This is a genomic window from Sphingomonas sp. Leaf257, assembly GCF_001422185.1.
Lineage (GTDB): Bacteria > Pseudomonadota > Alphaproteobacteria > Sphingomonadales > Sphingomonadaceae > Sphingomonas > Sphingomonas yabuuchiae.
On sequence record NZ_LMMH01000034.1, the window covers coordinates 54420 to 73841 of the forward strand.

16 protein-coding genes are annotated in these 19422 nt (G+C 65.2%); 6 read left to right on the forward strand and 10 right to left on the reverse strand.

All coding sequences use genetic code 11. From position 1 onward, the window contains the following. The first annotated feature begins 1 nt into the window (after position 1). The 3 genes from cysN to ASF14_RS16105 all read left to right on the forward strand — a co-directional run bounded on the left by cysN (position 2) and on the right by ASF14_RS16105 (position 3465). On the forward strand, positions 2-1915 hold the full coding sequence (gene cysN / locus ASF14_RS16095; RefSeq protein ID WP_056437362.1) for a sulfate adenylyltransferase subunit CysN: 1914 nt from the start codon (positions 2-4) through the stop codon (positions 1913-1915). After that, positions 1912-2643 (forward strand): 3'(2'),5'-bisphosphate nucleotidase CysQ, encoded by a 732-nt coding sequence (locus ASF14_RS16100; protein WP_201780611.1) that lies wholly within the window; start codon positions 1912-1914, stop codon positions 2641-2643. Before cysN ends, ASF14_RS16100 begins: the two co-directional genes overlap by 4 nt. 111 nt (positions 2644-2754) lie before the next feature. Further along, positions 2755-3465, forward strand: a complete 711-nt coding sequence (locus ASF14_RS16105; RefSeq protein WP_056437368.1) for a ZIP family metal transporter — start codon at positions 2755-2757, stop codon at positions 3463-3465. Between the two features lie 66 nt (positions 3466-3531). Here ASF14_RS16105 and ASF14_RS16110 read toward each other — a convergent pair whose 3' ends face one another. The 5 genes from ASF14_RS16110 to ASF14_RS16130 all read right to left on the reverse strand — a co-directional run bounded on the left by ASF14_RS16110 (position 3532) and on the right by ASF14_RS16130 (position 7458). Then, positions 3532-4050: a YciE/YciF ferroxidase family protein gene (locus ASF14_RS16110; protein WP_056437371.1), complete on the reverse strand. Its 519-nt coding sequence runs from the start codon at positions 4048-4050 to the stop codon at positions 3532-3534. 24 nt (positions 4051-4074) lie between these two features. Next, a complete protein-coding gene (locus ASF14_RS16115) occupies positions 4075-4857 on the reverse strand; it encodes an SDR family NAD(P)-dependent oxidoreductase (RefSeq protein ID WP_056437374.1) in 783 nt (260 codons plus the stop codon). A gap of 11 nt (positions 4858-4868) precedes the next feature. Then, positions 4869-6044 (reverse strand): zinc-dependent alcohol dehydrogenase, encoded by a 1176-nt coding sequence (locus ASF14_RS16120; RefSeq protein WP_056437376.1) that lies wholly within the window; start codon positions 6042-6044, stop codon positions 4869-4871. Next, positions 6041-6631, reverse strand: a complete 591-nt coding sequence (locus ASF14_RS16125) for an SRPBCC family protein (RefSeq protein WP_056437378.1) — start codon at positions 6629-6631, stop codon at positions 6041-6043. Before ASF14_RS16125 ends, ASF14_RS16120 begins: the two co-directional genes overlap by 4 nt. Positions 6632-6738: 107 nt before the next feature. Next, positions 6739-7458, reverse strand: coding sequence for a Crp/Fnr family transcriptional regulator (locus ASF14_RS16130; protein ID WP_056437381.1), 720 nt, complete (start codon positions 7456-7458; stop codon positions 6739-6741). A gap of 527 nt (positions 7459-7985) precedes the next feature. On the opposite strand from ASF14_RS16130, the gene ASF14_RS16135 reads away from it, so the two are divergent. Then, positions 7986-9176 (forward strand): amino acid aminotransferase, encoded by a 1191-nt coding sequence (locus ASF14_RS16135; protein WP_056437385.1) that lies wholly within the window; start codon positions 7986-7988, stop codon positions 9174-9176. Between the two features lie 134 nt (positions 9177-9310). Here the strand turns inward: ASF14_RS16135 and xylA are convergent, their stop codons facing one another. The 4 genes from xylA to ASF14_RS21940 are packed head-to-tail and all read right to left on the reverse strand — an operon-like array spanning position 9311 to position 13470. Further along, positions 9311-10633 carry a xylose isomerase gene (gene xylA, locus ASF14_RS16140; protein ID WP_056437387.1) on the reverse strand — a complete coding sequence of 441 codons (1323 nt, stop codon included), beginning with the start codon at positions 10631-10633 and terminating at the stop codon, positions 9311-9313. A gap of 1 nt (position 10634) precedes the next feature. After that, a complete protein-coding gene (xylB, locus tag ASF14_RS16145) occupies positions 10635-12083 on the reverse strand; it encodes a xylulokinase (protein ID WP_056437390.1) in 1449 nt (482 codons plus the stop codon). 9 nt (positions 12084-12092) lie between these two features. Further along, positions 12093-13235: a glycoside hydrolase family 43 protein gene (locus ASF14_RS16150; RefSeq protein ID WP_056437393.1), complete on the reverse strand. Its 1143-nt coding sequence runs from the start codon at positions 13233-13235 to the stop codon at positions 12093-12095. A 55-nt stretch (positions 13236-13290) separates the two neighbouring features. Further along, a complete protein-coding gene (locus ASF14_RS21940; RefSeq protein ID WP_168371549.1) occupies positions 13291-13470 on the reverse strand; it encodes a hypothetical protein in 180 nt (59 codons plus the stop codon). Here ASF14_RS21940 and ASF14_RS16155 point away from each other — a divergent pair. Further along, positions 13469-14539, forward strand: a complete 1071-nt coding sequence (locus tag ASF14_RS16155) for an alpha/beta hydrolase (RefSeq protein WP_168371550.1) — start codon at positions 13469-13471, stop codon at positions 14537-14539. The two genes, ASF14_RS21940 and ASF14_RS16155, sit on opposite strands and share 2 nt — an antisense overlap. Positions 14540-14652: 113 nt before the next feature. Here the strand turns inward: ASF14_RS16155 and ASF14_RS16160 are convergent, their stop codons facing one another. Further along, positions 14653-17346, reverse strand: coding sequence for a glycoside hydrolase family 3 C-terminal domain-containing protein (locus ASF14_RS16160; protein ID WP_082442295.1), 2694 nt, complete (start codon positions 17344-17346; stop codon positions 14653-14655). A 160-nt stretch (positions 17347-17506) separates the two neighbouring features. Between ASF14_RS16160 and ASF14_RS16165 the strand changes: the two genes are divergently transcribed. Next, positions 17507-19414, forward strand: coding sequence for an NPCBM/NEW2 domain-containing protein (locus ASF14_RS16165; RefSeq protein ID WP_056437399.1), 1908 nt, complete (start codon positions 17507-17509; stop codon positions 19412-19414). Positions 19415-19422: the final 8 nt, after the last annotated feature.

Consider the following 19422-nt stretch of genomic DNA (forward strand, 5'->3'; position numbering starts at 1 on the left):
GATGACCGCCTATCAACCCGATGCGCTGATCGCCGCCGATATCGACGCCTATCTCGCGACCCATGCCGCCAAGTCGATGCTGCGCTTCATCACTTGCGGCTCGGTCGATGACGGCAAGTCGACGCTGATCGGTCGGCTGCTCTATGATTCGAAGACCATCTTCGAGGACCAATTGAGCCAACTCGAGGCGGACAGCCGCCGCGTCGGAACGCAAGGGGCGAATATCGACTTCGCGCTGCTGGTCGACGGGCTGGCCGCCGAGCGGGAGCAGGGCATCACCATCGACGTGGCTTACCGCTTCTTCGCGACGGAGAAGCGCAAGTTCATTGTCGCCGACACGCCCGGCCACGAGCAATATACCCGCAACATGGTGACCGGCGCGTCCACCGCCGATCTGGCCGTGATCCTGATCGACGCGCGCAAGGGCGTGCTGACCCAGACGCGGCGGCACAGCTATCTGGCGCATCTGGTCGGCATCAAGGAGATCGTGCTGGCGGTCAACAAGATGGACTTGGTCGGGCACGACCAGTCGGTCTTCGACGCGATCGTCGCCGACTATGCCGCATTCGCCAAGACGATCGGGATCGAGCGGTTCACCGCAATTCCGCTTTCAGGCCTGACCGGCGCGAACGTCACCACGCCTTCGCCCGATATGCCCTGGTATGACGGCCCCGCGCTGCTGCCGCATCTGGAGACGGTGGCGATCGACGGCGACCGCGCGGTGGCCGCATCGTTCCGTATGCCGGTGCAATGGGTCAACCGACCCGATCTCGACTTTCGCGGCTTTGCGGGCCTGATCGCCAGCGGTCGGGTATCGGTCGGCGACCGGGTGCGGATCGCGCCCTCGGGCAAGACCACCAGCATCGCACGGATCGTCACCTATGACGGCGACCGCGAACAGGCGATGGCGGGCGAGGCGGTGACCCTGGTGCTGGCCGAGGAGGTCGATTGCTCGCGCGGCGACGTGATCGCCGCCGCCGAGGACCCGCCCGAGGTCGCCGACCAGTTCGTCGCCACCATCGTCTGGATGGCCGACGCAGCCCTGGTGCCGGGACGGAGCTATTCGCTGAAGCTGGGAACCCAGTTGGTCGGCGCGACGGTCCAGCCGCCCCGCCATGTCGTCGACGTCAACAGCCAGGAGCAGCGCCCCGCCGACACGCTGGCGCTTAACGATATCGGGCTGGCGGAAGTCTATGCCGATCGGCCGATCGTGTTCGAGCCCTATGCGAGAGGCAGCGCGCTCGGCGGCTTCATCCTGATCGACCGCGCGACCAATGCGACGGTCGCGGCGGGGATGATCGACCATGCGCTGCGCCGGGCGCAGAATGTCCATTGGCAATCGGCGGTGGTGACGCGCGAGGCGCATGCCAGGCAAAAGGGACAGGCCCCCAAGGTCCTGTGGTTCACCGGCCTGTCCGGTTCGGGCAAGTCCACCATCGCCAATATGGTCGAGCAGAAGCTGCACAGCATGGGACGCCACAGTTTCCTGTTGGACGGTGACAATATCCGCCACGGCCTGAACCGCGACCTGGACTTCTCCGAAGCCGGGCGGGTGGAAAATATCCGCCGGGTGGGTGAGGTCGCCAGGCTGATGGCCGATGCGGGCCTGATCGTGCTGACCGCCTTCATCTCCCCCTTCAAGGCCGAGCGCGACATGGTGCGTGCGCTGCTTCCCGAGGGTGAGTTCGTCGAGATCTTCGTCGATACTCCGTTGGATGTCGCCGAAGACCGCGATGTGAAGGGCCTTTATGCCAAGGCGCGGGCCGGCGAGATCGCCGAATTTACCGGCATCTCCAGCCCCTATGAAGCGCCCGATCGGCCCGAGATCCGCATCGACACGACGAAGGAGACGGCGGAACAGGCGGCATCGCGGATCGTCGAGCATGTGCTGGGTATCTGGAGTTACGATCTGTGACCGACGCCGAACTGGCTCGCTCGGTCGCGGTCGAGGCGGGCGAACTGCTCAAGTCCATCCGCGCGTCGAGCGGATTGGAAGGCGCCGCCCTCGGCGCGCTGGGTGACAGGGATGCCAATACGCTGATCCTTGACCGACTGCGCGCCGCGAGGCCCGAAGACTTCATCCTGTCGGAGGAGTCGGTGGACGACCGCGCCCGCTGTGCCGCCAGCCGGGTGTGGATCGTCGACCCGCTCGACGGCACGCGCGAATATGCCAGCGGGTCGAGCGAATGGGCGGTGCATATCGGCCTGGCCATTGACGGCCGTCCGGCCCTCGGCGCGGTATCGGTGCCCGACCGCGATCAGGTCTTCGCGACCGACGACCTGCCTCCCAAGCATCCCCCCTGCCCGGCGGGTCTGCGCGTCGTCGTCAGCCGCAGCCGCGCGCCCGATATCGCGCGTTGTGTCGGCGACCGGCTGGGCGCGATCATGATCCCCATGGGTTCGGCGGGCGCCAAGGCAATGGCCGTGGTCGAGGGCCGCGCCGATGTCTATCTGCATGACGGCGGGCAATATGAATGGGACAATTGCGCCCCCGCCGCCGTCGCGCTGGCGGCTGGATTTCATGCGTCGCGCATCGACGGCAGCCCGCTGGTCTATAATTGCCAGAACCCCCTGTTGCCCGATCTGCTGATCTGTCGGCAGGAAGTGGCGGCCACCGTGCTGGAGGCCATCGCGCGGGGTTGAGGCGGATCGATGCAGGTTGCATAAATGTGACCTTGTAACGTCTCATGGCTTGGTTCATGGGTCGACGATGCCGCACCCATTTTCCGTCGCTCTTGTCGTGCGGACGCTTCCATGACCCTTGTCCCCCTCGCCTTCGGCTTTGCCGCGATGCTCGCCACGCTGGCGGGCGGGCTGCTCGCTTTGCGGCTGCGCAATCGTATCGGGCTGGTGTTGGGCGTGACCGCCGGGATCGTGGTCGGCGTGGCCTTGTTCGATCTGGTGCCCGAGGCGCTGGAGCTGGCGGGGGACCGTTGGACGATCCGCGCGATGATGGCGTTCAGCGCGATGGGGCTGGGCGGCTATATGCTGCTCGACCGGGTGCTTGCCCGGATACCACGCGCCGCGGCCGCGTCATGGCGGGGCGATCTGGGCCCGGCCATGCTCTGCCTGCACAGCCTGATGGACGGGCTGGGCATCGGCATCGCGTTTCAGATCGATACGGCGGCGGGGTGGATGATCGCGCTGGCCGTGCTGACCCATGACGTGGCTGACGGCGTCAACACCGTCAGCCTCAGCCTGGCGGCGCGATCGGAAGCGGCGGCGCGGCGCTGGCTGGTGCTGAACGGAGTCGCGCCGATGCTGGGCGTCTTGATCGGCCTGGGGCTGTCGATCCCGGCGGGCATGCTGGCGCCGCTGATGGCGCTGTTCGCCGGGATTTTCCTCTATATCGGTGCATGCGAGCTGGTGCCGCGTAGCCAGTCGCTCGATTCGCGGCTTTGGACCAGTTTCGCGACCTTGGCCGGCATCGCGCTGATGCTGGGCGTGACGCACTTCGCCCACTGAAGCCGGATTTGGGGCACCGCCGCCGGGAAGGGCGCCGACGACGATGCCCCACTCACGGCAAGACCTTCAGGCGGGCTGGGCAGCCTCCGCCGCCGCATTAGTACCGCCTTCGGCCATGCCGGTGAGCTTTTCGTCGGTCGCCTTTTCCTCGGCCAACGTCTCGTCCAGGATCGCCGCGCAGTCGCTGCGGCCCAGCTGCCGTGCCCAGGACACCAGCGTGCCGTAGCGCGCGATCTCATAATGCTCGACCGCCTGCGCCGCCGCGATCAGCGCGGCGTCGAGCACCCGCTTGTCGGCGACTTCGCCCGCGACCTCATTGGCCTCCTTGATGATGCCGTCGATCGCCGGGCATGTGACCGCCTTGGGCGTTTCGCCGTGCATCTCGAACACCTGTTCCAGCCGCCGGATCTGCCCTTCGGTTTCGCGCAGATGCTGCTCGAAACCGGCCTTGAGCTGCGGGTCCGTCGCCTTCTCGATCATCTTGGGCAGCGCCTTGGTGATCTGATGCTCGGCGTAGTAGATGTCCTGAAGCTGATGGACGAACAGGTCGTTCAGCGTCGTGATGTCCTTGGAAAACAGGCCCATGATCCGTCTCCTGATGGGATGGCTTTAGCGGTCGGCCGAGCCGGGCTCGGCGATCTTGCGGTGCGCCTCGGCCAGCACCGACTGGGGCACGACGCCCGAGCCTGCGACCTGCAACTTATTCTTCAGCCCGGTGGTGATGTGTCCCTCACCTGCCTTCATCGCGTCCCAGCCCTTTTGGGCGACCTCGGCGGGATCGTCCTTCTTGCTCTGGCCGATATTGGTGTCGAGCATGTCGGCGCGGGCGAAGAATTCGGTGTCGGTGGCCCCCGGCATCAGGGTCGTCAGGGTCACGCCCTTCTCGTCCTTCAGCTCGTTGCGCAGCGCCTCGGTAAAATTGTCGATGAACGCCTTGGTCGCGTTGTAGATGGCGTTGAACGGACCGGGGATGAAGCCGACGATCGATCCCGTCACCAGCACCTTGCCCTCGCCGCGCCGGACCATCGCCGACAATATGCGTTGCAGCAGATAGACGGTGCCGGTGACGTTGGTGTCGACCGAGCGTCGCCAGTCCCGGACCGACTGATCGAGAAACGCCCCGCCCTTGCTGTTGCCCGCATTGGCGCACAGCACGTCGACGGTCCGGCCATCGGCGGCAGCGAGCAACGTATCGACTCCCTCCAGGGTCGACAGGTCCGCCTCGACCGCCTGGACCTGCGCGCCCAAAGCGGACAGCTTGCTGGCGGCCGTGTGGATCGCGGCCTCATCCGCGACGATCAGCAGGTCATAGCCGTCACGCGCCGCACACGCCGCCAGATGATAGCCGATGCCCGTCGAGGCACCGGTCACGATTGCGAATTTCTCTGCCATGGCGTGGTTCCTTATTGACCGGGCTTCAGCACGATCTTCGTCACTTCGTTCTGCTGGTCGTGGAACATGCGATATCCCTCGGGCGCCTGTTCCAGCGGCAGGCGGTGCGAGATCAGGAACGTCGTATCGATCTTCCCCTCCATGATCGCGTCGAGCAGGCCGGGCAGATAATGCTGGACATGGGTCTGCCCGGTCTTGAGCGTCAGCCCCTTCTGCATGACCGCGCCCAGCGGAAACTTGTCGACGAAGCCGCCATAGACGGCGGGCATCGACACGCGGCCGCCCTTGCGACAGGCGATGATCGCCTGGCGAATGGCATGGATGCGATCGGTGCCGAGGAAGGTCGACGCCTTGATCTGGTCGATCGCGTTGTCGACGAACAGGCCGTGCGCCTCGAGACCGACCGAGTCGATCACCGCATCGGGGCCGATCCCGCCGGTCATCTGCATCAGCGCGTCATAGGTCGCGGTCTGCTCGTAGTTGATCGTCTCCGCACCGAACTTGCGCGCCAGTTCCAGCCGATGCGGGAAATGGTCGATCGCGATCACCCGCTCGGCGCCCATCAGGAAGGCCGACTGGACCGCGAACAGCCCGACCGGACCACAGCCCCAGACCGCGACCGTGTCACCCGGTTCGATATCCGCATTCTCCGCCGCCATCCAGCCGGTGGGCAGGATGTCGGACAGGAACAGAACCTTCTCGTCCTCCACCCCGTCCGGGATGACGATCGGGCCCGTATCGCTGAACGGTACGCGGACATATTCCGCCTGACCGCCCGCATAGCCGCCGGTCATGTGGCTATAGCCGAACAGCGCGGACATCGGGTGGCCGTACAGCTCACGCGCAATATCCTGATTGTCGGCAGGATTGCCGTTCTCGCAGCCCGAATATTGATGCTTGCCGCAATGATAGCAGGAGCCGCAGGCGATGGTGAACGGCACCACGACCTTCTGCCCCTTTTTCAGCGTCGAGCCCGATCCCGTCTCGACCACCTCGCCCATGAATTCATGGCCCAGGATGTCGCCCGACTGCATCGTCGGGATATAGCCGTCATAGAGGTGAAGGTCGGAGCCGCAGATCGCGGTTGCCGTCACCTTGATGATCGCGTCGCGGGGATTGACGATTTCCGGGTCGTCGACATTGTCGATGCGGACGTCATGCTTGCCATGCCAGGTCAGCGCCTTCATGCGGCCTGCTCCTCACGCTGTTTGGGGTTCATCGCATTGGTGGCGACCTCGCCGGTTTCCATCAGCTGCTTGAAGCGGGCGAGGTCGCGGCGGACCTGGATATTGGGTTCGCGCTGGAACAGCTTGGCGACCAGCTTGCCGATGACGCCCGCAGGCGGATCATAGAGGATGGTCGCGGTGACGACGGTGCCCCGCTTGCCCGCATCGCGGAAAGTCACGCGACCCGAATTGGCGATGTCGGCCCCTTCCGCCGAGGCCCAGGCGATCATTTCGCCCTCACGCTCCTCGGTGACGATCGCGTCCCATTCGACATGGGTGCCGCCCGGCGCCTTGACGATCCAATGCGAGCGCTTGTCGTCGAGCACTTCGACGCGCTCGATATTCTCCATCACGCTGGCAAGATTGGAAAAGTCACGCCACCAGGCATAGAGTTCGGCGGATGGGCGGTTGATCGTCACCGCCCATCCGGCAAAGCTGTTCCCGCGATCCTCGACCCCCTCGGCCGTGGCGATCCTGACGGCGGCGTCCTGGTCCTTGGACGTTGACACGGGGGCGTCATCATAGGGTCTGTCGGCGATGTCCGGCATAAGCCTCTCTCCTCATTCCATGCCCGGACAGCGTTGGGTGAGGCGTGATGTTCCTTATTTTATCATGTTTTTCCAATATCTTGATATATATCAAGCGATCGAGTGGATCAGCCTGCCGTCACCCGGATCTGGGCACGACCGACCTTGCGCGCCAGCGCCTTGGGATCGGGAATGGTCATCGATCGCGACGACCAGATCAGGTCGCCCGCCCGCCGCGCTGCCTGCAACATGCGGTTCACATGCACCGCCGTCAGGCCGAGTGCATCGGCGAGAGTCTCCTGCGTGATCGGCAGGTCGAAGCTGCGGCCATGAGTCATTTCGCTGAGTTCCAGACGCTCATGCAGTTCGAGCATCAGGTCGCCGATCCGCTCCATCGCATTCATCCGCCCCAGTCGCGCGATCTGGGCCAGCAGATAGGCCTCGTCCATCGCATGGGCGACCGCATAGGCTTCGTCGAGCGCGGGCAGCGTGCCGAGTTCGGGCGGGGCGCAGGTCGTGACCTCGGTCAGGGTGATGATGCTCGTCGGTGCCACCGGGCGCCGGTGATGATAGAGACCGACGACATCGCCCGGCAGCAGGAAGTTGAGGAACTGCCGCCGCCCATCAAGCAGGATGCGCACGCGTGCCGCCCATCCCGACAGGATCAGATGCGGGCTGGCGATATCGCGGCCCTCGACCATCAGATCTCGGCGGGGCCGGAATTGCTGGGGCCGGGCGATCGCCTCGCCAAGCGCCGTGATCGATGCATGGTCCAGGGGCGCGAGGCGGGACAAGCGATGGAGTGCCGGCGCGATCGGCCGGATGCTGCGCGTAAGCGGAATATTCATGGTTTGCCCTTCGCCGTCATCAGGGAAAACGGCCCGCCGGCGGGGCGGCCCAGGGAAAGCACAGCAAGCAGCGGGGATCGGAATAAATTCATCGCAACTCTCCTCATCCTGCCACCGACCTGGATTGGTCGTGCGGCGAGAGCGATGACGCGACGGACGCCACCGGTAATGCATAAAGGGGTTGGACGGCGACCAACCGGCGATATGCCACCGGATCGATCCGCCATCACGGTCATGACGAACCAAGCGGGGCTATCGTAACGCTTCCGTGTGCAAGGTGTACGAACAACCGTCCGCTGCGCTCCATAATGCACATCAATATCCGGCGTTTTTCGTGCGTTACGGTGAAAAACGAGGCAGAACGTGGGAAATAGGCGGCACGATACCGGTGTTTTTCACGTCCATTCAGACTCTTTTTAAGACAGAATGGAATCGCAGCGGGAGGCGGCCCCGGCACGGGTCTTCCGTCATTCCCTTTTGAGCCCGAAACCCTATGGTGCGCGCCTTTCTGTCCAAGAGGCTCTATCATGCGTTTCGCCACCCTCACCCGCCAGCCCGACGATCCCTTGCTGCGGATCATCGGCCAGCACGCCGCCGACCCGCGTACGAACAAGATCGATCTGGGCGTCGGCGTGTTTCGCGACGAGGAAGGCCGCACGCCCGTCATGACGGCAGTGAAGGCGGCCGAAGCCCGCCTGCTGACCGAACAGTCGAGTAAATCCTATCTGGGGCCGGAGGGCGATATCGGCTTCGTCCGTGCGCTGGCGACGTTGGTGCTGGGCGAGGCGGTTGTGGCCGAACGGGTCGTCGGGCTCCAAACGCCCGGCGGGACCGGGGCGCTGCGCCTTGCCGCCGAACTGCTGGCGCGGTCGGGCGTCGAACGGATCTGGATCGGCAGTCCGAGCTGGGCCAATCACGCGCCACTCTTCCGCCAGGCGGGTGTCGAACCGGCGATGATCCCCTGTTTCGACCTGAACACCCAAAGCTTCGACCTGGATGGCTTCCTGACCGGGTTGAACGAAGCGGGTGCGGGCGATGCCGTGTTGCTGCATGGCTGCTGTCACAATCCGATCGGGATCGATCCCGATGCAGCGGGCTGGCATGCCATCGCGTCACGCGTCGCCGAACGCGGCCTGCTGCCGGTCGTCGATCTTGCCTATCAGGGCTTGGGCGATGGCTTCGATGTCGACGCCCAAGGCGCGCGCACCATATTGGCGGCGGTGCCCGAGGCGCTGCTCGCCTATTCCTGCGACAAGAATTTCGGGCTGTACCGCGAGCGGACCGGCGCGCTGTTCGCCGTCACCCCCGATCGGGACAACGGCGCGACGGTGTTCTCCAACCTATTGGCACTGGCGCGGGCCAATTGGTCGATGCCGCCCGATCACGGCGCGGCCATCGTCCGTATCATCCTGGAAGACGAAGGCCTGACCGCCGAGTGGCGTGACGAGCTGGAAACGATGCGCCAGCGCCTCGAAAGCCTGCGTGCGGCCCTGGCCGCCGGGGGGCGGATCGGGACGATCGATCTGGCGGCCGTGGCGCATGGCAAGGGCATGTTCGCCACCCTGCCCCTGTCGCCCACCCAGGTGGAATGGCTGCGCGATCGTCATGCCATCTATATGGCTGGGTCGGGCCGGATCAACATCGCCGGGTTCAATATGGCGGCAGTCCAGACCTTCCATGAAGCGCTGCGGGATATGGTGGCGAACGGGGTCGCGTGATCCGGGCTATCCCGCCGTTCCTTTGGGGCGGCGGGATCTCCTTGGCCACTCGGGCAATAAAAAGGGGCGCATCCGAATGGCCGGATGCGCCCCTTTCCGAGAGGGTAAGGGCTGGAACCCCGGCCCGCCCCGCCTTACTTGCCCGAGTGGACGATGCGGTTGACGATGTTCTCGATCCGCTCCTGACGGCCCGAACGGGGCTTCGGATCGATCGCCTTCTCGACCGCGAGGTCGGCGATCCCGGCCAGGTCGAGACCACCGACCTTCTGCCCGAAATCATTATCCCAACCGGCATAACGCTCGGACTTGATCGCATCCAGACGACCGTCCTCGATCAGCGCGGCGGCGTTGAGCAGGCCCTTGGCCACCACGTCGATACCACCGACATGGCCGTGGAACAGATCGACCGCGTCCATCGACTGGCGACGCACCTTGGCGTCGAAGTTGAAGCCGCCGGTGGTGAAGCCGCCCGCCCGGATGATCTCGAGCATGGCCAGCGTCAGTTCCTCGACCGAGTTGGGGAACTGGTCGGTATCCCAGCCATTCTGGTGGTCGCCGCGATTGGCGTCGATCGAACCGAAGATGCCCAGCGCGCCCGCCGTGGCGATCTCATGCTCGAAAGTGTGGCCGGCCAGCGTGGCGTGGTTCGCCTCGATATTGACCTTCACTTCGTTCTCCAGGCCGTAAGCCTTGAGGAAGCCGTACACGGTGGCCGTGTCGAAGTCATACTGATGCTTGGTCGGCTCGTGCGGCTTCGGCTCGATCAGGATCGTGCCGGTGAAGCCGATCTTGTGCTTGTGCTCGACGACGAGGCTCAGGAAGCGGCCCAGATTGTCCAGCTCGCGCTTCATATTGGTGTTGAGCAGCGTCTCGTAACCCTCGCGACCGCCCCACAAAACGTAGTTCGCGCCGCCCAGACGGTGCGTCGCCTCCAGCGCATCGCGGACCTGCATCGCACCGAAGGCATAGACTTCGGGGTCCGGGTTGGTCGCGCCACCGGCGGCGAAGCGCGGATGGCTGAACAGGTTGGCGGTGCCCCAGAGCAGCTTGCGGCCCGACGAGGCCTGAAGCTTTTCGAGATGATCGACCGCTTCGGCAAAATAGCGGCGATGCTCGGCGACGCCCTGCGCATCGGCCATCACGTCGACGTCGTGGAAGCAGTAATAGGGTACGTCGAGCTTCGAAAAGAAGTCGAATGCCACTTCCCGCTTCTGCGCGGCGGCCGCGCTGTCGTTGGCGCCCGCATGCCAGGGGCGGTTGAACGTGCCGCCGCCGAACACGTCCGAACCCGGCCAGCAGAAGGTGTGCCAGAAGCAGGCGGCGAAGCGGAGATGCTCCTCCATCGTCTTACCCAGCACGACGCGGTTCTTATCGTAGAAGCGGTAGGCGAGCTCGTTGTCGCTGTCCGGACCTTCATAGCGGATCGTCGGGATGTCGGCGAAAAAGTCGGTAGCCATGTTACGAATTCCTCGGAGTGATGCGGGAATAGCTGTCGCGGAAGCGCGCGATCTTGGGGGCAAAACGCTCGGCGAGCGCGGCATCCGGGGCGATGGTGTGGGACACGGGCGGCGGCGCACAGACCTCTTCGGGCGAGCCGCCATCGACCGCCAGCTGGGCAAGGCGCGCCGCACCCAGCGCCGGGCCGACCTCGCCACCCTTGAGATAGACCAGCTCGACGTTCAGCGCGGCAGCCAGCGTCTGGCCCCAATAGGACGAGCGTGCGCCGCCGCCGATGACCGACAGCTGTGAAAGCTCGGTCCCGGCATCGCGGAGCACGGACAGGCCGTCAGCCAAAGCAAAGGCCACGCCCTCCAGCACCGCCTGCGCCAGCCGCTCCGGCGTGGTGTCGTGGTCGAGGCCCAGGAACGCGCCGCGCACCTCGGCATCGTTATGCGGCGTCCTCTCGCCCGACAGATAGGGCAGGAAGATTTCCGGGCCGCTCGCCGGGCCGACGCTTTCGGCGCGGGCGAACAGCTCGGCCGCGCCGGGCGTACCGGTCAGCCGTGCGACCCAGTCGATGCAGGCCGCCGCCGACAGATGCACCGACATCTGGTGCCAGACATCGGGCAGACAATGGCAGAAAGCATGGACCGCACCCGCCGGATTGGGCCGGAATTCCCTGGTCGCGGCGAAGATCACGCCCGACGTGCCCAGCGACAGCAATGCATCGCCGTCCTTGACCACGCCAACGCCCGCGGCCCCGGCGGCATTGTCGCCACCACCGCCCGCGACCGGCACCTGGTCGATGCCCCAGGCTTCGGCGACATCGGCGCGGAGCTTGCCGGTCTGTGCCGTACCCTCGACCGCCTGCGGCATCTGCTCGCGGGTCAGGCCGGTCGCGGCGAGGATATCGTCGCTCCATTCGCGGCGTTCGACGTCGAGCCAGAGCGTACCCGCCGCATCCGACACGTCCGACGCCTTCTCGCCGGTCATGCGCAGCCGGACATAATCCTTGGGCAGCAGCACGGTGCGGATCTTCGCGAAGGTTTCCGGCTCATGATGCTGGACCCATAGCAGCTTGGGGGCGGTAAAGCCCGGCATGGCGAGGTTGCCCGCGATTCGGTGGAGATCGGGGGCCTTGGCCTCCAGCTCCGCACATTCGGCATGGCTGCGCCCGTCATTCCACAGGATGCCGGGGCGCAGAACCTGATCGTCCGCGCCCAGCAAGGTGGCGCCGTGCATCTGCCCGGCCAGGCCGATGCCGCGCACCGCCCGGCGGACCGCCGGATCGATCGCCCGGACGGCCGAAATCGTCGCCTGCCACCAGGCCTCCGGGTCCTGTTCGGACCAGAGCGGGTGCGGACGCTGCACGGTCAGCGCCGCCGTCCCCTGCCCCACCACAGCGCCATGTTCGTCCAGCACGACGGCCTTCACGCCCGACGTGCCGATATCGATGCCAAGGAACATCCCGCGTCCTTACTTCACGAACGGGTCGATGGTCGGGATCGTCCCGTCCGGGTTGAACTTCAACTCGGTCATCTTGACGTTACGCAGGTGGTTCTTATCCGACAATTGCGTATCGGCGTAGAAAAGCCACCACTTGCCCTTCCACTCGACGATCGAGTGATGGGTGGTCCAGCCCTGCACCGGCTTCAGGATGTGGCCCTTGTAGGTGAACGGGCCATAGGGGCTGGTGCCGATCGCATAGTTCAGGAAATGCGTGTCGCCGGTCGAATAGGTATAATAATATTTGCCGTCGCGCTTGAAGACCCAGGACGCCTCGAAGAAGCGCTTGTCATGGTCGCCGCCCAGCACCGGCTTGCCCTTTTCGTCGAGGATCACGACGTCGCGCGGGGTTTCCGCGAAGGTCTTCATGTCCGGGTTCATCTTGGCGATCTTGCCCGAGATGGCGGGCTGGTCGTCCTGCTTCAGGTCGGTATCGCTGCCGTTCGGATCGTACTTGCCGTCCTTCCAGCGCTGAAGCTGACCGCCCCAGATGCCGCCGAAATACATATATGCCGTGCCGTCCGCATCCTGGAACACGGCGGGGTCCATCGAGAAGCTGCCGGGGATCGCCTCCGGCTCGGCCTTGAACGGTCCCATCGGGTTCTTCGAGGTCGCGACGCCGATGCGGAACGCGCCCAGGCCGTTCCGGTCCTTGGTCTTATCGCGCGCCGGGAAATAGAGATAATAGGTGCCGTCCTTATAGGCGGCGTCGGGTGCCCACATCTGCTGCGAGGCCCAGGGCACGTCCTTCACATCCAACGCGACGGGGCCGACCGTGACCTTGCCGCCCGGCTCGTCCATGCGCAGCACGCGATAGTCGCGCATCGCATATTGATTGCCCAGATCGTCGTTCGGCGTGTCGGTCGGCACGTCGTGGCTGGGGTAGACATAGAGCTTGCCGTCGCTCCAGACATGCGCGGACGGATCGGCGGTGAAGATCTCGCGCACCAGCGGCTGCGACAGGTAATGACGACCATCGGGCGAGGTCGGATTGGCATCGTTCGACGCCGTTGCCGTCGTGTTTTCGCCCACGGCATTGTCGGCCTTTTGCGCCGTCCCGCAGGCCGCCGTGCCGAGCCCCAGCACGAGGCTGGCCATCATCAAGCGCTTCATCGCTTTTCCTCTCCAAGCGCTCCATCTTTGGAGCTTTGAAAGTACGATAGCGCTATCAGGATGCGGGATGCAAGGCCGGTTCGGCGTTTTGCGATGGGACGGGGCTTTGCTTGACAACAGCCATGTCGGCATTGTTGGTAACGATATTCGGCCCCGCTCCTTCCATCGTGGGCCGCCCATTCCAAAGACCGACGCCACAGGTCGGCACGCTTTCAGGATAGAGGATGACCCGCATGGCCCTTCGCTTCTTGCCTTCACGCTGGCTGCTTGCCGCAAGCGCCGCATTGGTCCCGATCACAGCCGCACCTGCCCAGATGACGACCCAGCAACCGGCCGTCGTGCCGGGCGCCAAACCGGTCACGGTCGAGCGGATCAAGGTTCATTCCGCTGCGATCGAGGGCAATCTGGAAGGCAACAGCGCCGATCGCGACGTCATCGTCGTCCTGCCCCCCGACTATGCCAAGAACCGCACGCGCCGCTATCCGGTGGTCTATGCATTGCACGGCTATTCGATCGGCGCGGACCAGTGGACGAAGGAAATCCATGTCCCCGCCTCGGTCGAAGGGGCCTTTGCCCGCGGCGTCCCGCCGATGATCCTGGTCTTTCCCGACAGCAAGACGATGCACAACGGGTCGATGTATTCCTCGTCGCAGACGGTGGGCGATTTCGAACGGTTCATCAGCCACGATCTGATCGCCGCGATCGACGCACGTTACCGCACCATTCCGCGTCGCGAAGCGCGTGGCCTCGCCGGTCATTCGATGGGCGGATATGGCACCACGCGGATCGGGATGAAGCATGCCGACATGTACGGCGCGATCTATATGATGAGCCCCTGCTGCCTGTCGGCCCGCGCGATGGCACGGCCGGAGGGGACGGATGAAAAACTGCTGACCAGCCTCACCTCACCCAGCGAGTCCGCCAAGCTCAACTGGGGTCAGCGCGCGATGCTCGCCGCCTCGGCCGCCTGGTCGCCCAATCCGAAGAATGCGCCGCTCTATCTCGACCTGCCGATCAAGGACGGCAAGGTGCGGGACGATATCGTCGCCAAGTGGCTGGCCAACACGCCGCTGGCGTTCGTCGACCAATATGTCACGCCCTTGCGCAGCTACCGCGCGATCGCGCTCGATGTCGGATCGCAGGACGGGCTGAAGGCCGATGCGCAGGCCCTGCACGAAGCGCTCGACCGTTATGGCATTGCCCATAAGTTCGAGATTTACGATGGCGACCATGTGAACCGGATCGGGGTGCGGTTCCAGGAGCAGGTGCTGCCGTTCTTTGGACGGGCGCTGGTGACGAAGTAATCTCATTCCTCCCCTGCCATGGTGGAGGGGTGTCCCGCTATCGACAGGGCGACACCCCTCCGTCAGGCCATCGGCCTGCCACCTCCCCTTGCAGGGGAGGAATATGACGCAGCTTAATCCGCGATGGGCGTCATCGTATCGATCCGGAACGGTGCACTGCGCACCGGCACACCGGTATCCGGCTGGCCCGAGCCGACCGAGGCGCGATAGTCGCCTTTCATCACCAGCCGCTGGCCATCTCGATCCACCGCGCTCAGGTCGCGCGGGCTGAGCGTAAAGGTAAGCCCGCGCCGCTCGCCGGGGGCCAGATGCACTCGCTGGAACCCGCGCAGCGCGACACGCGGCGCGCCCTCCACCTTCGGGAAGTTGAGGTACAGCTGCGCAATTTCGTCACCCTCGCGGCGGCCGGTATTCCGCACTTCGGTCGTGACGGTCATGCTGCCGTCCGCCCCGGGCTTCACCGTCAGCGGTGCATAGGCGAAGCTGGTATAGCTGAGCCCATAGCCGAACGGGTAGACCGGCGTGCCGGTGAAGTAGCGATAGGTCCGCCCCTTCATCGCATAATCGCCGAACGGCGGCAGGTCCTCCACCGAACGATAGAAGGTCAGCGGCAGTCGCCCCGCCGGGTTGGTCTTGCCCGACAGGACATGACCGACCGCCAGTCCGCCCGCCTGGCCCGGATACCAGGCCTCGATGATGGCATCGGCATTCGCCTTGGCCCAGGCGAGGTTCACCGGGCTGCCGTTCATCAGCACGACGATCAGCGGACGTCCGGTCGCCTTGGCCTGTTCGAGCAGCGCCTGCTGGTCGGCAGGCAGGTCGAGCGTCGTCTTGTCGCCCCCCTTGAAGCCGGGGACCGAGATCGGCGCCTCCTCCGCCTCCAGATCGGAGGTCAGCCCGACGACCGCGACCAGCGCGTCGCTCGCCTTGGCGACCCTGCGCAGCTCCGCCACGGGGTCGTCGGATACCCGCTTCCAGACCAGATTGATGCCGGTCAGGATACGCGCCTCGGTCGTGACGGTGATCGGGTAGCGCCGCCCCTTTTCCAGCGTGACGGTACGCATCGTCGGAAGGCTGTTCCACGATGCCTTGGTCAGGTCGACGAACGGCTGTCCGTCCAACGTCATCGCGCCGTTGAAGCCCGCTATGCCCAGCCGGTAACGCCCGGTCTCCGGCGGCACGAGATAGCCCGTCCACACCGCCCGGTGCACGTCACGAACGGCCGACAGGTCCAGGCTGCGCGATGCGGCGTTGGCCTCGACACGGGTGACGACGGGGCGATCCTCGAACCGGGCGGTCTTGAGCCATTCGTTCAGCGCGCCGGGGGCGAAGCGATCGGGAATGCGACCGACGACATTATAATAGCGCGCGGTCAGGCCCTGCTCGCCGCTCTCGGTCTGGAGCGCGGTCGTCGGAATCGGATCGCCATCGGTATAGGTTTCCGCAAAGGGCACATAGCGTACCTGCGCGCCCGGCATGGCCTGACGCAGCCCCTCGACCACCGATACTTGCGGCCCCGACAGCGAGGAGGAATAGTTTCCACGCAGCACCCGCGTCGCATCGCCTAAAGGCCCTATCACGGCAATCCGGGCATGGGGCTTCAGCGGCAAGATGCCCTTGTTCTTGAGCAGGACGAGGCTCTTTTCCGCAACCTCCAGCGCCAGTGCGCGGTGGGCGGGCGTGTCGATGTCGCGGGGCGAACTGGTCTGGGTGGACAGCGGACGCAGGCCCGGCAGGTCGCCGGTGCGATAGCGTGCGGCAAAGAGCCGCGTCAGCGAACGGTCGATATCCGCGACCGAGATCAGCCCGCGCGACAGCGCCTCGCGATACGGATTGGTCAGCCCGTCCGTATCGGTCAGCGTCGCGTTGTTGCACTCGTTGTCGACGCCCGCCCGCATCGCCGCCGCCACCGCGCTCGCCGCATCGGGGGCATAGTGATGGTTGGCGGCAATATCCTTCACCGCATCGCAATCCGACACGACATAGCCGCGAAAGCCCCAGCGTCCGCGCAGATGATCGTTCAGCAACAGGTCGCTGGCGCAGGCGGGCTGGCCGTCGATCCGGTTATAGGCGCACATGATCGATCCGGCCCCGCCCTCGACGATCGCAGCACGAAAGGCGGGCAGATAGGTATCGACCAGATCATGCTGCGAAACATAGACATTGGCTTCGTGCCGGGTCGATTCCGGGCCACTGTGCACGGCATAGTGTTTGGGTGTGGCGACGACATCGATGCGGGTGGGATCGTCGCCCTGCATCCCGCGGACGAAGGCGACACCCATCCTGGCCGTCAGGAACGGGTCCTCGCCATAGGTCTCCTGCCCCCGCCCCCAACGCGGATCGCGGAAGATGTTGATGTTGGGCGACCAGGTATCGAGTCCGGTGCCGATCCGGCCCATCCGCCCGGTCGTCCGCGCCAGCGCGTGGAGACCGCGCACCTCGGCGCTGATCGCCTGTGCCGCACGTCCGACCAGCGCGTCATCGAAGGTCGCCGCCAGCCCCACCGGCTCGGGGAAATTGGTCGTCGGCACCGGACCCAGCGCGCCATGCAGCGATTCCGTCCACCAATTATAGGCTGGCACCTCCAGCCGTGGGATGGCGGGCGCGGTGTTGAGCAGCTGGCCGAGCTTTTCATCGGTCGTCATCCGACCAACCAGCCGCGCCGCCAGCGCCTCGGCCTGTTCGGGACCGGCCGCCTGCTGCTGATGCTGCTGATGCTGCTGATGCTGCTGATGCTGCTGCGCCAGCACCATGCCGGAGGTCGATAGCGCCAGAGCCGAAAGGAACGCCGCACGCCATGAATTCATGCCAAATCACTCCCCTGAAACCATATTTTTTGATAACGGTATCACGAAAGCGGTCGCCGTCCAGCATTCGATTTTCATACGGCTTTTCAATGGTCCGACGGTGGACAGCCCGGGTTTAGTCGGACAAGATCACCCCAAGACCATCACGGGGAGGATCATCATGCGGCCCATCATCGCCAGGGTTTTCGCGAGCGCTATCGCCATGGCCTGGGTGGCCTCCGGACCCGCCCTGGCGGCGGACAAGACCGATCCCCTGGCCCCGACGGGACGGTGGAGCGCCAATCAGGATGGGCAGGCCGCGCTGCCGCCGATGGGCTGGAACAGCTGGAACGCATTCAACAGCGATGTCGACGAGGAAAAAGTCATGGCCTCGGCCCGGCTGATCGTCGACAAGGGCCTTCGCGAGGCGGGCTATCGCTATATCAACATCGATGACGGCTGGTGGCTGCGCCGTCGCCAGCCCGATGGCCGCTTGGTCATCCGCGCCGACAAGTTCCCCTCCGCCGCCGGTCCCAACCAGCAGACCAGCTTCCGCCCGCTGACCGACCGGCTTCATGCCATGGGGTTCAAGGCGGGAATCTATTCCGACATCGGCCGCAACAGCTGCGGCCAGGTCTATACCCCGAACTTCGCCAACCAGCCCGAGGGCACCGTCGCCGAGCGCGAGGTCGGGTTGTACGGTCATATCGATCAGGATATCGCGCTGTATTTCCGCGAATGGGGCTTCGACTATATCAAGGTCGATGGCTGCGGCATTCGCGGGCTGGGCAAGGACAGCGACCATGTCCGCAAGGGCGACTATCGCGAACTGACGCCGCTGATCGACATGAACTCGCTCGCGCGTACCAACATCCCGGCGGTGCGCTCGCTTTACGATCAGGTGGCGGCCGCCCTGAAGCGCGAGAACCCCGATGGCGACTATCTCTTCTCGCTCTGCCTTTGGGGTTCGTCGGACGTGCGCAGCTGGGGCAAGCAGATCGGCAATGTCTCGCGAACCAGCGACGACATCACCGCCCATTGGTCGCGGATGCTGACCAATCTCGATACCAGTGCCAGCCGTGCGCTCTATGCCCATCCGCATACGTGGAACGACCCCGACATGCTGTTTGTCGGCTCGGGCGAGTTCGACGCCAACCACATGACCGAGGCGCGGTCGCACTTCGCGATGTGGGCGATGATGAACGCGCCGCTGCTGATCGGCTTCGACCTGCGCAAGGCCAATGCCGAGCAACTGGCCTTGCTCGGCAACCGGGCGATCATCGCACTCAATCAGGATGCGGGGGCGAATCAGGCGGTGCCCGCCTATCTGTCCAACGATGTGCAGATTTTCGTGAAGAGCCTGGCCAATGGCGACAAGGCGGTGGCGATCCTTAACCGCACCGCCGCGCCCGTGCAGCCGGTGCTGACCGCCGATCATCTGAAGCTGCGCGGCGATGTCTCTATGACCGACCTGTGGACGGGCGCGACGAGCCGCTTCTCTGGCGAAACCAAGCTGACCCTCGCGCCGCACCAGACGCTGATCTACCGCGTAACCGGCGCCCACCGTCTGGCGGATGGTCATTATCTGTCCGAGGCCCCCAGCGACGTGAACCCGGCCGAGGACGGCATCGTCACGCCGGAGGGCGATCCGACGATCCATCACGAACTCAGCCCCTGGGGCGGCAGCAAGGGGCCCGGCGATTTCCCGCAATATGCCGGTTGGGGCGGCGCGCAGGCCGATCGCACGCCCTTCGGCCGACCACTGAGGCTAAGCGGCAAGGTGTACGACACCGGCATCGGCGTGCTCGCCAATTCGCGACTGGAGGTACGCAATCGCGGCCAGGCGCGGTTCAGCGCCATGGTCGGCATCGACGACTCCGCCACCGCACGCGAACGGCGGGTGGTGTTCGAGGTTTATGGCGACGGCAAGCTCCTCACCCGCTCGCGGGCCGTCGCGCTCAACGAAGCGCCGGTCGCCGTCGAGGCGGATGTGCGCGGCCGCAAGCTGGTCGAACTGATTGCCCGTGCCGATAGCGCTCCCGAGGCGCCGCTGCCCGTCGTCTGGGCGGATGCGCGCCTGACGGGGTGACGAACATT

Excerpts from the sequence above, each read along its gene's own strand:
- cysN (WP_056437362.1), top strand. The coding sequence starts at position 2 with ATGACCGCCTATCAACCCGATGCGCTGATCGCCGCCGATATCGACGCC.
- ASF14_RS16105 (WP_056437368.1), top strand. The coding sequence starts at position 2,755 with ATGACCCTTGTCCCCCTCGCCTTCGGCTTTGCCGCGATGCTCGCCACG.
- ASF14_RS16110 (WP_056437371.1), bottom strand. The coding sequence starts at position 4,050 with ATGGGCCTGTTTTCCAAGGACATCACGACGCTGAACGACCTGTTCGTC.
- ASF14_RS16115 (WP_056437374.1), bottom strand. The coding sequence starts at position 4,857 with ATGGCAGAGAAATTCGCAATCGTGACCGGTGCCTCGACGGGCATCGGC.
- ASF14_RS16120 (WP_056437376.1), bottom strand. The coding sequence starts at position 6,044 with ATGAAGGCGCTGACCTGGCATGGCAAGCATGACGTCCGCATCGACAAT.
- ASF14_RS16125 (WP_056437378.1), bottom strand. The coding sequence starts at position 6,631 with ATGCCGGACATCGCCGACAGACCCTATGATGACGCCCCCGTGTCAACG.
- ASF14_RS16130 (WP_056437381.1), bottom strand. The coding sequence starts at position 7,458 with ATGAATATTCCGCTTACGCGCAGCATCCGGCCGATCGCGCCGGCACTC.
- ASF14_RS16135 (WP_056437385.1), top strand. The coding sequence starts at position 7,986 with ATGCGTTTCGCCACCCTCACCCGCCAGCCCGACGATCCCTTGCTGCGG.
- xylA (WP_056437387.1), bottom strand. The coding sequence starts at position 10,633 with ATGGCTACCGACTTTTTCGCCGACATCCCGACGATCCGCTATGAAGGT.
- xylB (WP_056437390.1), bottom strand. The coding sequence starts at position 12,083 with ATGTTCCTTGGCATCGATATCGGCACGTCGGGCGTGAAGGCCGTCGTG.
- ASF14_RS16150 (WP_056437393.1), bottom strand. The coding sequence starts at position 13,235 with ATGAAGCGCTTGATGATGGCCAGCCTCGTGCTGGGGCTCGGCACGGCG.
- ASF14_RS16155 (WP_168371550.1), top strand. The coding sequence starts at position 13,469 with ATGGCCCTTCGCTTCTTGCCTTCACGCTGGCTGCTTGCCGCAAGCGCC.
- ASF14_RS21940 (WP_168371549.1), bottom strand. The coding sequence starts at position 13,470 with ATGCGGGTCATCCTCTATCCTGAAAGCGTGCCGACCTGTGGCGTCGGT.
- ASF14_RS16160 (WP_082442295.1), bottom strand. The coding sequence starts at position 17,346 with ATGAATTCATGGCGTGCGGCGTTCCTTTCGGCTCTGGCGCTATCGACC.
- ASF14_RS16165 (WP_056437399.1), top strand. The coding sequence starts at position 17,507 with ATGCGGCCCATCATCGCCAGGGTTTTCGCGAGCGCTATCGCCATGGCC.